8 protein-coding genes are annotated in these 14,347 nt (G+C 32.7%); 3 read left to right on the top strand and 5 right to left on the bottom strand.

What is annotated here, in order from left to right:
* Positions 1 to 391: 391 nt before the first annotated feature.
* Both HYN56_RS10550 and xrtN read left to right on the top strand, forming a co-directional pair.
* Positions 392 to 2,890, top strand: a complete 2,499-nt coding sequence (locus HYN56_RS10550) for an XrtN system VIT domain-containing protein (RefSeq protein WP_109192128.1) — start codon at positions 392 to 394, stop codon at positions 2,888 to 2,890.
* On the top strand, positions 2,890 to 4,131 hold the full coding sequence (gene xrtN / locus HYN56_RS10545) for an exosortase N (RefSeq protein ID WP_167398299.1): 1,242 nt from the start codon (positions 2,890 to 2,892) through the stop codon (positions 4,129 to 4,131). Before HYN56_RS10550 ends, xrtN begins: the two co-directional genes overlap by 1 nt.
* 34 nt (positions 4,132 to 4,165) lie before the next feature.
* Here xrtN and HYN56_RS10540 read toward each other — a convergent pair whose 3' ends face one another.
* The gene (locus tag HYN56_RS10540; protein ID WP_109192126.1) at positions 4,166 to 5,119 is read right to left on the bottom strand and encodes an AAA family ATPase; all 954 of its coding nucleotides are present in this window, start codon (positions 5,117 to 5,119) and stop codon (positions 4,166 to 4,168) included.
* A gap of 78 nt (positions 5,120 to 5,197) precedes the next feature.
* Positions 5,198 to 6,631: a peptidylprolyl isomerase gene (locus tag HYN56_RS10535; protein WP_109192125.1), complete on the bottom strand. Its 1,434-nt coding sequence runs from the start codon at positions 6,629 to 6,631 to the stop codon at positions 5,198 to 5,200.
* Between the two features lie 307 nt (positions 6,632 to 6,938).
* Here HYN56_RS10535 and HYN56_RS10530 point away from each other — a divergent pair, with 307 nt between their 5' ends.
* On the top strand, positions 6,939 to 8,531 hold the full coding sequence (locus HYN56_RS10530; RefSeq protein WP_091492772.1) for a peptide chain release factor 3: 1,593 nt from the start codon (positions 6,939 to 6,941) through the stop codon (positions 8,529 to 8,531).
* A gap of 86 nt (positions 8,532 to 8,617) precedes the next feature.
* Here HYN56_RS10530 and HYN56_RS10525 read toward each other — a convergent pair whose 3' ends face one another.
* The 3 genes from HYN56_RS10525 to rpoC all read right to left on the bottom strand — a co-directional run bounded on the left by HYN56_RS10525 (position 8,618) and on the right by rpoC (position 14,344).
* Positions 8,618 to 9,352, bottom strand: coding sequence for a hypothetical protein (locus tag HYN56_RS10525; protein WP_109192124.1), 735 nt, complete (start codon positions 9,350 to 9,352; stop codon positions 8,618 to 8,620).
* Between the two features lie 359 nt (positions 9,353 to 9,711).
* Positions 9,712 to 10,023, bottom strand: a complete 312-nt coding sequence (locus HYN56_RS10520; protein ID WP_109192123.1) for a DUF3467 domain-containing protein — start codon at positions 10,021 to 10,023, stop codon at positions 9,712 to 9,714.
* Between the two features lie 10 nt (positions 10,024 to 10,033).
* The gene (gene rpoC, locus HYN56_RS10515) at positions 10,034 to 14,344 is read right to left on the bottom strand and encodes a DNA-directed RNA polymerase subunit beta' (protein ID WP_109192122.1); all 4,311 of its coding nucleotides are present in this window, start codon (positions 14,342 to 14,344) and stop codon (positions 10,034 to 10,036) included.
* Positions 14,345 to 14,347 lie beyond the last annotated feature (3 nt).

Below are 14,347 nucleotides of genomic sequence, written 5' to 3'. Positions count from 1 at the left end.
ATTTAAAGATTAAAGCTGAGAATTAAAAAAAATATAATAGAAGTCGCCTTTTCAAAAAATATTATTGTTAAAAAACGATTTTCAATGCTTGTTTTTGATAAAAAATCATTTTTTTAATACAAAATTGATTTTTTGATATTTTAAAATCTTTTCTTTAACAAAGTCGAAATTTGATGTTATAAACCAAGTAAGATTTTACCTCTGTTTTCACAAAGAAACGTTCTAAATAATAATTTATAACGTTATAGTTGCGATTTTAACCGACAGGTTTCTCCATTTTTGTTCTTCATTTTTTACAGAAATCTTTCATTAAAAAAAATCTCCCAAGATGCCTGCAATTCATTTTTTATTTTAACTTTGCGATTCAAAGTTCTTTTAAAAACATAACACTATGAAGTACAAATCTGAAAAATTTAAAGAATTTACTCAAAAAGATGGAGTAACACTTAGCTTAAGCATAACGTCATTTTGCTTTCTTTTACTTTGCATTATTTTAACCATATCGGCTTCCGGTTCACGCAGTGCAGAACCTTTATGCCAAATAAATTTGATTTTTGAATTTATATATGGCGTGACAGTCTCTTTTATGATCCTGCGAAAAAGAGAACAATACATTCATTTACTTCCTTTTCTGTTTTTAAACTGGCTTATTGGATGTTTTTCTTTAAACATTTTTATTCCCATTTTTGAATATCTTCCTATTTGGGTTTATTTCATGACTTTGATTTTTTGTATTTCGAATTTCTTTATCTACAACATACAAAACAAGAGTATTACCTCATTGATTCTTTTATTTGTTAACGGATTATCTTATACATTAATACTTTATTACACCTTATACCTCATACCAATTTCGATAATTTCAGTTGTCACAATTTTAGTTTTAGGAGTAGGTTTTTATGGATTAGTTCCTTTTATAATTTCTCTAGTTCATTTGTTAAAGCTTATAAATTTATTTCAAGAAGACAGGCAATACTTTGTCTCATTTGCCAGCGGTTTTTTGAGCATAATAATCGCTTTATTGGCTTTTGCCTTTCGATTGAATAGCGAAAGCAGATTAATCAATCAGAACGAAATTTCAAAATCATTTGATTACAATGAAGATCTTCCTGCTTATATTAGAATTTCACAACATTTAGAACCGAACTTTTTTAATGAAATTTTACTAAAAAAAGGCATCGTCTATAAAGAAAATAGAGACTTCTTCAATTTTAGAGGTTTCGATTCATTTGGAGGTAGTCAATTTAATGAAAGAAAAATTCATAATCCATTTATCACAGTTGCTTATTCTTTTTGCGAAGATCTTAATCTGAGTACAGAAGACCGCATTAATATTCTGAAATCAAATTTTGATAAAAGACTAGAAACGGAAGAACAATTATGGAGCGGTGAAGATTTGTTTACCAAAGAAATCAAGGAAGACGTAAAAATTTATCCTGAGTCAAGATTAGCTTATACCGAAATTACGATGAAAATTGCCTGCGAAAAAGAATCTTGGCGTGATGAAGAGGCTATCTATTCTTTTCAGCTTCCTGAAGGCTCTGTGGCTACTTCACTTTCTTTATGGGTAAACGGAATTGAACGTAAAGGAGTTTTAACCACAAAGGAAAAAGCCCAAAAAGCATACAAACAAATTGTTGGCGTAGAAAGTCGTGACCCATCGTTAATGCAATGGAGAGAAGGAAATAAAATCGTGGTTAGTGTTTTTCCTGTAAATTACAAAACGCCAAGAACCTTTAAATGTGGCTTTACTACACCTTTGCAAGCCGGCGAAAAGGAAATGAAATACCAAAGCATTTCAATAAAAGGTCCCAATATTTCATATGCTTCTACTTCTTCAAGAATCCAGATTCCAGATGAAACAAAAGTGAGAACCAGCAAAAATTTTGAATTAAAAAACAATTTCTATGTAAATACATCAAAAGGATTGGATGATTGGGAAGCCATTGTATATTCCGATAAAACATTCCGCTCAAGTTCTTTTACCTGGAAAGATAAAACATACCAGACGAAAAAAATCCAAAGAACAATTATTCCATTCAAACCATCCGAAATTATTCTAGATCTAAACAGTAATTGGAATGTAGATGAAGTAGCATCATTTATCAATTTACATGAAAAATCTATTTATGTCTATAGAGACAAAGAAAAAATAACCCTTAACCGAGATAATTTCAAAACCATTCATTCAGAGTTTAAAAATCTTCATTATTCCTTATTACCTCTTTACAAGATTAGTAAAAACAGTTTAATCATAACAAAATTAACTGCGTTTTCTGCCAATTTCGAAGAATTGAATGGATCTGAGTATTTAAATAAAATAAGAATTGGAACGCAACAACAAAACTTAAAAGTAATTAATCTTTCGCCAGAAATTAATCCGTTTTGGCAGACCATAAAGGAGCAAAAATATGTTGAATATTATCAGACTACGCTTCAAAATAGTTTAAAAATGATACAGCAGAATCAGTTTGCAGTGTATAAAACAGAAGAAAATACAGTAAATATTGAACCTGCAGGTATTTCAATTCAGGAAACTGCAAAAGACAGTACTTTAAAAGCCGACGGACCAAATCATATTTACAGAATGTATGCTTTTGGAAAAGTTTTGGAAGAACAAGTGAAAATTCAGAACGATACTTTGGCTGTAAACAAATATGTTAGTCTGGCAAAAGATGCCAATATTGTAACTCCAATTTCATCTTTAATCGTCTTGGAAACGGATGAAGATTACAAAAAGAACGGAATTGAGAAAAATGTAGACACTTTAGGAAATGCTTCTATTAAAAATGACGGTGCTGTTCCGGAACCACATGAATGGGTACTTATAATTATTGGCTTAACTACACTATTTGTTTATTATCGCAAAAACAAAACTCAAAAAGCATAATGACTTTATTGCTGCAATCTTATCAAAAATCAATTGCTATTCTGGCTATTACAATACTGTTAGTCATAAACTATACTATTGTATTAGCCGGACTAGACAATAATTTCTTTGGAATCATTTTTTCCATTTTGCTGTTTCTTTATGCAGGAAGAAAAACGACTCTGAAATTGAGTTACCCTCTTCTTGGAGTGATTTTTTTATTGGAATTTATCAGCTATAGACTACATACAAAGTCACTACATTTTTATGCTTTACTATTACTGATATGTTTTATTTATTACAGTTTTACCAGAAGATTTTCTTTTATTGCTTTTATCTGTCTCTTTTTGTTTTCTTCAATTTTTGACCAATTATTTAATTATCTTACTGTCGAAATAAAACAAACACTTTGTTATGGAGTCTATCATACATTAAAGAACTTTCTTCCGATAACAAAAATCGAGGGTGTCAATTTTTATATTAATGATGCAAAAATTTCTATTGATACGGCTTGCATGGGTTTGTCGATGTTTAAAACCGGATTACTTTCGGGAGCTTTTTTACTGACTTTAGAAGAACGAAAACAACAAAAATATTTTAGCATACTGCAAATTTTAGTTTTTTGCAGTGTTTTAGTTATTCTGAATATTGTTTCTAATTATTTCAGGATTATCACATTAGTTTTATTCAATTGTACCGAAGAAAATATTCTGCACCATACCATCGGAATTGTGTGCTTTGTCTTTTATCAAATTGCTCCCATTTTATTCCTCATTCGATTTTTTATTCCAAAAAAAGATGAAATAAGCAGCATCAAGATTCAGCAAAAATTTACAACGATACTATTTGCGACTGGAATTTTATTCATTACCTCTTTCGAAATTAAAAAACAACAAAATTATTCTTTATTAGAAAATCTAAATCCATCTTATAATGTCAAAAATGGTGTTTGGATAAACAATGAAGTTTTTAAAATCACAACTCCCGAAACTTTAACCTATATAAAAACCCCAATTCACAAACCGTTAATTTGCTGGACTGGAAATGGATATAAAATTATAGAATCTAAGGAAATCAGCATAAAAAATGAGAAAATATGGCTGACAAAAATGGAAAAGGACAATGTTCTATATTTCTCTTACTGGTGGTACGAATATGATCATAAAAAATATACATCACTCACCAAGGTTTTGCTATTAAAACTCTTTAATAACAAAACGTTACGTTTAATAAACGAAACGAGTATTAAAGAACTGGAATAAAAAAAGCCTGATCAAAAATCAGGCTTACAATATCTTACATCAACTTCTTGATAATAACTTCTTCTGTTATTCCTTCAGCATCTGCTTTATAATTTTTAATAATTCTATGACGCAAAATTCCAGTTGCCACAGCCTGAACATCTTCAATATCTGGTGAGAATTTACCGTTAAAAGCCGCATGTGCTTTTGCTGCCAAAATTAAGTTTTGCGAAGCTCTTGGTCCTGCGCCCCAATCTAAATAATTCTTAACAAAATCATTTGTCAAAGCATTATCAGGACGGGTTTTACTTACTAAAGTAACAGCATATTCAATAACATTATCTGCTACAGGAATTCTACGGATTAAGTGTTGAAAATCGATAATTTCCTGCGCTGTAAACAATGGATTAATTACAGTTTTTGCATCAGATGTTGTTCTTTTTACTACCTGAACTTCTTCTTCGAAAGTTGGATACTCTAGTTTTATAGCAAACATAAAACGATCTAATTGTGCTTCAGGCAACGGGTATGTTCCTTCTTGTTCAATTGGATTTTGAGTTGCCAAAACAAAATAAGGCAAATCTAATTTATGGTGTTGTCCGGCAATAGTTACCGATCTTTCCTGCATAGCCTCAAGTAAAGCAGCTTGCGTTTTAGGCGGCGTTCTGTTGATCTCGTCTGCTAAAATAATATTAGAAAAAATTGGCCCTTTTATGAATTTGAAATTTCTATTTTCATCCAAAATCTCACTTCCTAAAATATCAGAAGGCATTAAATCGGGAGTAAACTGAATTCTTTTAAAATCTAAACCTAAAGCTTGAGATAATGTATTTATCATTAAGGTTTTTGCCAAGCCCGGAACTCCAATCAAAAGTGCATGTCCTCCTGAAAATATACAAAGTAAAATTTGATCTACAACGGCGTCCTGCCCTACAATTATTTTCGCTATCTCTTTTTTTAATTCGTTTCTTTTTTGAACTAAATTGTGAATTGCTGTTACGTCAGACATTTATGAATGTATTTAAAATTAAAAAGAGTTAATTCTATGAATTCATAAAACTAACTCTTTTTATTTATTTAATAAAAATTATTTTTTCAACCAGTTGTTTGCGAATTCACATTGTTTGTATTCGCCAATAATTTTAATGTAAGTGTCTTTAATCTTATTATCAAACCATTTTGCAATTGCATTAATCTGTTTTTCTTTCAATGCTAATTCTTTGATTTTGGTATAATCTTTAGCATAATCTGCAGTGTGCTCATCAATACGATTTGTAACTGTAATCAACTTATATGTCTTTTTACCTTTATCATCTGTATTTAAAATCGGTTGAGAAACTTCATTCCCTTTTAAATTAGAAACTTGACTGTATAAAGTTGGATCCATTTTTGTTAATTCAAAACGTGTATCCTGAGTGGTAGGATTCACCAAAGTTCCTCCGTTTGCTCTTGTTTCCTTCTCATCAGATTCTGTTCTTGCAGCATCTGCAAATGTTATTTCGTTACCAACAATTTTATTTCTGATATTAGTAATTCTTTCTTTTGCTTCTTTTAAGGCTGCTTCAGAAACAGTTGGGGCAATCAAAATATGACGCAATTCAACTTCTTGTCCTTTAATTTTCTCTACCATAATAATATGGAATCCAAAAGTTGTTTCAAATGGTTGAGAAATCTCTCCTGCCTGCAAGCTAAAAGCAACATCCTTAAATTCTTTCACAAAAGGAGTTTTTCTTGTCATTTTGTAATAACCTCCGTTTGGAGAAGATCCGGGATCCTGAGAATATAATACTGCTTTTGTAGCAAAACTAGAACCATCCAATACATCTTGTCTTATCGAATTTAATCTATCAATAACTTTTTTCTTGTCCTCAGCTGAGATTTTAGGTTCTACAACAATCTGTGCTACTTCCATTTCAGCTCCAAAAGTTGGCAAGTCATCTTTTGGTATTTTCTTAAAGAAATTACGAACCTCTTCCGGAGTAATTTCTACATCTTTAATGATTTTATCTCTCATTTCTGAGGCAAGCTTCTGCTCTTTTAAGATGTCTGCAAAATAAGTTTTGAATTCTTCTACAGAGCTCTTTTTATAGTATTCAACAACTTTGCTGATATCCCCTCCTACTTGCTGCGTCATATAATTTAAACGCTCTTCCATCATACCTCTAACTTCGGCATCACTTACAATAATACTATCCTGAATTGCCTGGTGAGCATATAATTTATCTTCAAGAAGTTTTCCAAGCATTTGACATCTTGTAATGTCTTTTACAGATCCTCCCTGTGCAGTAATTTCTAAAAATCCTTTGTCGATATCTGAATCTAAAACAATATAGTCTCCTACAGTTGCTATAATTCCATCTACTTTTAATTTTCCACCTGTAGGCGTTTCAGCCGGTTTTTGAGCAACCACATCCGGAATTATTTCTTGTGCTGTAATAATTGGAGCAAAAAAAAGAAAAAAACAAACTGTTAATACGAACTTGTAATCAATTGTTTTTAGCTGTAATTTTTTTAATGACATTATTTTAAATTTTATTTGAATGTAAGCCTGCTTTTAGATAATCTTCCCAAATTATTATGTTTTAAACACATATAATTAAAGTATAGTTCTTTTGTAACTTATAACGAACAAAAATAACAATTCAATTACATAATACAACTATCTGATATACTATTAACAAAAAATTATGGGATAAGGAGTTCATCAAATAAATCAAGCCTATTTTTTCAGATAAAAGCTTCTCAAATTAAGACTTCCCAAATTTAAGAACTGAATATTTTTATAAAGCCGTATTTAATAGTACTTTTGCAACCTATTTATACGAAATATGAGCTTTTTAAAAGAAATACAACGCAGAAGAACATTTGGAATTATCTCGCACCCCGATGCCGGTAAAACTACATTAACTGAAAAATTACTGTTATTTGGAGGGGCTATTCAGGAAGCGGGAGCGGTAAAGAATAACAAAATTAAAAAAGGAGCAACGAGTGACTTTATGGAAATCGAACGCCAAAGAGGTATCTCGGTTTCTACTTCTGTGCTTGCTTTTAATTATAAAGATAAAAAAATTAATATCCTTGATACTCCCGGGCACAAGGATTTTGCTGAGGATACATTCAGAACTTTAACTGCTGTTGACAGTGTAATTGTTGTAATCGACGTTGCAAAAGGGGTTGAGGAACAAACAGAAAAACTGGTTGCTGTTTGTAGAATGCGTAACATTCCGATGATTGTTTTCATCAACAAATTAGACCGTGAAGGTAAAGATGCTTTTGATCTAATGGATGAAGTAGAACAAAAGTTAGGTTTGAAAGTAACCCCTCTAAGTTTCCCAATTGGAATGGGTTACGATTTCCAGGGAATTTATAATCTTTGGGAAGAAAACATCAATCTTTTCAGCGGGGACAGTCGTAAAAATATTGAAGAAACAATTGCTTTTTCTGACGTACAAAACAATCCTGAATTAGATAAAATTGTTGGAGAAAAAGCAGCTAATAAACTTCGTGAAGAACTAGAATTGATTGATGAAGTTTACCCAAAATTTGAGCGTCAGGATTATTTGGATGGAAAAATTCAGCCAGTTTTCTTTGGTTCAGCCTTAAATAACTTTGGAGTTCGCGAATTATTAGATTGTTTTATTACAATTGCTCCATCTCCAAGAGCAAAAGATTCTGAAACTAGAACAGTTGAGCCTACAGAAGAAAAAATGTCCGGATTTGTTTTCAAAATCCACGCCAATATGGATCCAAAACACCGCGATCGTTTAGCATTTATCAAAATTGTTTCCGGAACTTTCGAAAGAAACAAACCTTATTATCATGTTCGTCAAAAGAAAAATCTAAAATTTTCTAGTCCAAACGCATTCTTTGCAGAGAAAAAAGAGATTGTTGATATTTCTTACCCTGGAGATATTGTTGGTCTTCATGATACTGGAAACTTTAAAATTGGAGATACATTAACTGAAGGCGAAATCATGAGCTTTAAAGGTATCCCAAGTTTCTCTCCAGAACACTTTAGATACATTAACAATGCCGATCCGATGAAAGCTAAACAATTAGAAAAAGGAGTCGATCAGTTAATGGATGAAGGTGTTGCTCAGTTATTTACTTTAGAGATGAATAATCGTAAAGTTATTGGAACAGTTGGAGCACTTCAGTATGAGGTTATTCAATATCGTTTAGAGCATGAATATGGGGCAAAATGTACTTACGAGAACTTCCCTGTACATAAAGCTTGCTGGGTAAAACCTGATGATGCCAAAAATGAAGAATTCAAAGAATTTAAACGTATCAAACAAAAATTCTTAGCTCATGATAAATACGGACAATTAGTATTTTTAGCTGATTCTGATTTTACCATTCAAATGACACAAAGTAAATATCCAACTGTGAAATTATACTTTACTTCGGAGTTTGATTAATACTTTTGAAAGAAAAAATACAAAGGCTGTCAATTTTATTATGACAGCCTTTTTCATTTACATTCCCCAAAATGCAAATTTGATTATTATCGCGTATAATTAATTCCTAATCCGCCTGCAATATAAATTCTAGATAATTCTTCTGAAGCAATAATTATATTTTTTTGCAAAACATTATTTTTAGCTGATTTTACATCAAAAGCTATTTCTTTTGAAAGATAATAATCATTGGCTCTAATTGTAACCATTATCGTTTTACTACTCTTTAAAACTTTAGTTTCTATTGAAAATTCACCAGTTTTAGGATTTACTTTCACAGGATTTTGTGAGTTATTAAAGGCAATCATCAAGTTAGAATATGTTTCTTTATCAAATGGCTTGTTTGTTTTTGCTTCAAATAGTTTTCCTTTTATGATTAATGAAACTTCTTGATTTCGAGTTTGATTATAAGCTATCTTACCTACTTTGTAAGGATTTGGTTTTGGGCAGTTTACTTCTGTTTTAACAACTTCTTTCTCTTGCGCTGAAAGATTCGATGCGAGTAAAACAGATGCTGCAACCGCTGCATATTTTAAATTATTGATTTTTGACGTTTCATTGTATACAAATTCTTCTTCCAATTGATTCGTTCTCAATCTTGCACATATACTTTTATCCTTATTTTCTGCAATAAATTTAGCCATTTCAGAATTCGTTTTTCTACTTAAATCGATCACATTCTTCATACACGTATTACAAAATGAGCCCTGTGCATTTGGAATCATTTTATCAAAATTTTCAGAACAGGGATCTGCTATTTCTAAGGTGAATTTCTTTTTCATACTCTACTTTATTTATAAGTTAAAAAACTTTCAAGATGCTTTCTTACTTACATAGAGTATCCATTTTATAAAAAGGTTGGGAAACAAAGAAAATATTTTTACTTCTTCTTATAATAATCTCATTTTTAAGCATAAAAAAAGCGCTAATAGCTAATTAGCGCTTTCCTTTAATTTGAATTAAATCAACCTTACTAAGTCATTATATTTCAAAAAATAATCTTTCATAGGAACTACTAAAATAATTTAATGTCAGAACCAGAAGAAATTTTGTCGATTAAAGTAAATTAAATCGGATGAAATACATTATTACAAAACATTCAACCAAAAAAAAGCCCCATTTGAAAATGGGGCTTTAAAATTTATGCTTGTCCTGTCGGACCAAAATTAAGCGGAATTGGTGCTTGTTCCGTTTCTTTTATTTCGCCATGAGCGGCTTCAAATCGATGGATATTTTCACCTATTGCTCTTAATAATCTTTTAGCATGTTGTGGTGTCAAAACAATTCTTGACTTTACCTTGGCTTTAGGAATCCCCGGCATAATACTTACAAAATCTAAAACAAACTCTGATGATGAGTGATTAATAATTGCAAGATTAGAATAAATTCCTTCTGCAATAGTTTCGTCTAACTCAATATTAATTTGCTCTTGTTGTTGTTTCGGATTACTCATAGTTTCCTAATTAATAAATGTATTCTTCTTTATTAGCCATCATTTCGTTGTAATCGTCTTTAGATCCTACGATAGTGTTATCGTATTCTCTCATACCAGTTCCCGCAGGAATTCTGTGTCCAACAATTACATTTTCTTTTAATCCTTCTAAGTCATCTACTTTACCAGCTACTGCAGCTTCGTTAAGTACTTTCGTTGTCTCCTGGAATGAAGCCGCAGAAATGAATGATTTAGTTTGTAACGAAGCTCTTGTAATACCTTGAAGAACTGGCGTAGCAGTTGCAGTAATTACATCTCTTGCTACAACAAGATTTTTATCTGTACGTTTCAATAATGAATTTTCATCACGTAATTCACGAGGCGTAATAATCTGACCTGGTTTCAATACTGAAGAATCTCCGGCATCTTCAACCACTTTCATTCCGTATAATTTATCATTTTGAAGGATAAAGTCTTTAGTGTGGATCAATTGATCTTCTAAGAATAGAGTATCTCCTGGATCTTCAACCTTAACTTTACGCATCATTTGACGAATTACAACCTCAAAGTGTTTGTCATTAATTTTTACCCCTTGTAGACGGTAAACCTCTTGAATTTCATTTACCAGGTACTGTTGAACAGCTGCTGGTCCTTGAATTCTCAAGATATCATCTGGTGTAATTGCACCATCAGACAATGGAACTCCCGCTCTTACGAAGTCATTTTCTTGCACTAAGATTTGGCTTGAAAGTTTAACTAAATACTTTTTAATCTCACCAAATTTAGATTCGATAACGATCTCACGGTTACCTCTTTTGATTTTACCGAAAGATACAACTCCATCAATTTCAGATACAACTGCTGGGTTTGAAGGGTTACGAGCCTCTAAAAGCTCAGTAATTCTTGGTAAACCTCCCGTGATATCTCCTGCTTTAGAAGAACGACGTGGGATTTTTACTAATACTTTACCTGCTTTAATTTTCTCACCGTTTTCAACCATTAAGTGTGCACCTACTGGCAAGTTGTAAGAACGAATCAATTCACCTTCTTTACCATAAACTAATAAAGTTGGGATTAATTTTTTGTTTCTAGCCTCAGAAATTACTTTTTCCTGGAAACCAGTCTGCTCATCAATCTCCACCATGAACGATTGTCCTTGCTCTAAATCCTCGTAAGCAATCTTACCAGTAAATTCAGAAACAATTACACCGTTATATGGATCCCATTTACAGATTACAGTTCCTTTAGCTACAGTTTCTCCATCTCCAACGAAGATACTAGAACCGTAAGGAATGTTATGTGTATTTAAAACAATTCCAGTTTTCTCGTCAACTAATTTTAATTCCGTTGAACGTGAAACTACGATATCAACAGAGTTACCTTCTCCGTCTTCTCCTTTAACTGTTTTTAAATCTTCAATTTCAAGTCTACCTGCGAATCTTGTAACAATACTAGATTCTTCAGAAATACCTCCGGCAACCCCTCCAACGTGGAACGTACGAAGTGTCAACTGTGTACCTGGCTCTCCAATAGACTGAGCTGCAATAACTCCGACAGCTTCACCTCTTTGTGTCATCTTACCAGTAGCTAAGTTTCTACCGTAACATTTCGCACAAATACCTTTTAAAGCTTCACAAGTTAATGGAGATCTAACTTCTACTTTTTCAATTGGAGAAGCTTCGATAGTTCTCATAATTGCTTCAGTAATTTGTTCTCCAGATTTAACCATTACTTCGTTAGTAAGAGGATTAATAACGTCTTGTAATGCAACACGTCCTAAAATTCTCTCTCCTAAAGATTCAACGATTTCCTCATTTTTCTTCAATGCAGCAACTTCAACACCTCTTAAAGTTCCACAATCTTCGATGTTAACAATAACATCTTGAGAAACGTCATGAAGCCTTCTTGTCAAGTAACCAGCATCGGCCGTTTTAAGAGCCGTATCCGCAAGACCTTTACGAGCACCGTGAGTAGAAATGAAGTACTCAAGGATCGAAAGACCTTCCTTAAAGTTAGAAAGAATCGGGTTTTCAATAATCTCACCACCACCAGCAGTAGATTTTTTAGGCTTAGCCATCAAACCACGCATACCAGTTAACTGACGAATCTGCTCCTTAGAACCCCTCGCCCCAGAGTCAAGCATCATATATACAGAGTTGAAACCTTGTTGGTCTTCTCTAATATTTTTCATTGCTAACTCTGTTAACTGAGCATTTGCCGAAGTCCATACGTCAATAACTTGGTTGTAACGCTCGTTATTTGTGATAAGACCCATGTTATAGTTAGTTGAGATACCTTCAACTTGCTCTCTGGCATCTGCAATTAACTTCGTTTTTTGTTCTGGAATTCTAATATCACCTAAAGAGAATGATAAACCTCCTCTAAATGCAAATTTATAACCCATATCTTTCATATTATCCAAGAAAGCTGCCGTTGTAGGTACATCAGTCACACTTAAAATGTGTCCGATAATATCTCTAAGGTTTTTCTTAGTCAATACGTCGTTGATATATCCAGCTGCTTCAGGTACTACTTCGTTAAATAATACACGTCCTGCAGTTGTTTGAATGATTTTGTACACTAATTCTCCAGCGTCATTAAAATCTTTTGCTCTAATTTTCACACGAGCATTCAATTCTAATCTTCCTTCGTTTAATGCAATATTTACTTCTTCAGCAGAATAGAAAGTTAAATCCTGACCAATAATTTTGTGATCTTCTGTTGAGATACGCTCTTTGGTCATATAATATAGACCCAAGACCATGTCCTGAGAAGGTACAGTAATTGGAGCACCATTTGCAGGGTTCAAGATATTGTGAGAAGCCAACATTAATAATTGTGCCTCTAAAATAGCCTCTGGCCCTAATGGTAAGTGAACCGCCATCTGGTCACCATCGAAATCGGCGTTGAATGCCGTACATACTAATGGGTGTAACTGGATCGCTTTTCCTTCAATTAATTTTGGCTGGAAAGCCTGAATACCAAGTCTGTGCAAAGTAGGAGCACGGTTTAGTAATACTGGGTGTCCTTTAATTACGTTTTCAAGGATATCCCAAACTACAGGCTCTTTTTTGTCAATGATTTTCTTAGCAGATTTTACTGTTTTTACAATACCTCTTTCGATCAACTTACGGATAACGAAAGGTTTGTATAACTCAGAAGCCATATCTTTTGGCAATCCGCATTCGTATAATTTTAACTCAGGACCAACGACAATTACCGAACGAGCAGAATAATCCACACGTTTACCAAGTAAGTTTTGACGGAAACGTCCTTGCTTACCTTTTAATGAGTCAGATAATGATTTTAATGGTCTGTTAGATTCTGTTTTAACAGCAGAAGCTTTACGAGTGTTATCAAATAATGAATCTACAGATTCTTGTAACATACGTTTCTCGTTTCTTAAGATAACTTCTGGAGCTTTAATCTCCATTAATCTTTTCAAACGGTTGTTACGGATGATTACACGACGATATAAATCGTTCAAATCTGAAGTTGCAAAACGACCTCCATCAAGTGGCACAAGCGGACGTAATTCTGGCGGGATAACTGGAACCACTTTCATAATCATCCATTCTGGACGGTTTTCGCGGTTTTCGTTAGACTCACGGAAAGACTCCACAACTTGTAATCTTTTTAAAGCCTCAGTTTTTCTTTGTTTTGAAGTCTCGTTGTTAGCGCTGTGTCTTAATTCATAAGATAAAGCATCTAGGTCAATACGAGCTAATAAATCCATAATACACTCTGCTCCCATTTTGGCAACAAATTTATTAGGATCTAAATCATCTAAATATTGGTTTTCCTGTGGAAGAGTATCTAAAATATTTAAGTATTCTTCTTCAGTTAAGAAATCTAATCTTTGTAATGATTCTCCATCTGCATTTTTAGCGATACCTGGCTGAATTACTACGTATCTTTCGTAGTAAATGATCATATCTAATTTCTTAGATGGAAGACCAAGGATATAACCAATTTTGTTTGGAAGAGAACGGAAGTACCAGATGTGAGCGATTGGCACAACAAGGTTGATGTGTCCTACTCTATCACGACGTACTTTTTTCTCAGTAACTTCAACACCACAACGGTCACAGATGATACCTTTGTAACGAATTCTTTTATACTTACCACAAGCACATTCGAAATCTTTTACTGGTCCGAAGATTCTTTCGCAGAAAAGTCCGTCACGCTCTGGTTTGTGCGTTCTATAGTTGATTGTTTCTGGCTTTAAAACCTCTCCTCTTGATTCTTTCAAGATAGATTCTGGTGAAGCCAATCCAATAGAAATTTTGTTAAATCTTTTTACTGGATTCTTATCTTTATTATTGTTTCTGTTATTCATCATAGT

This window comes from Flavobacterium crocinum (genome assembly GCF_003122385.1).
Taxonomy (GTDB): domain Bacteria; phylum Bacteroidota; class Bacteroidia; order Flavobacteriales; family Flavobacteriaceae; genus Flavobacterium; species Flavobacterium crocinum.
The sequence above is the reverse complement of the archived record's forward strand: the minus strand, read 5'-3'. Positions and strand labels throughout refer to the sequence as shown.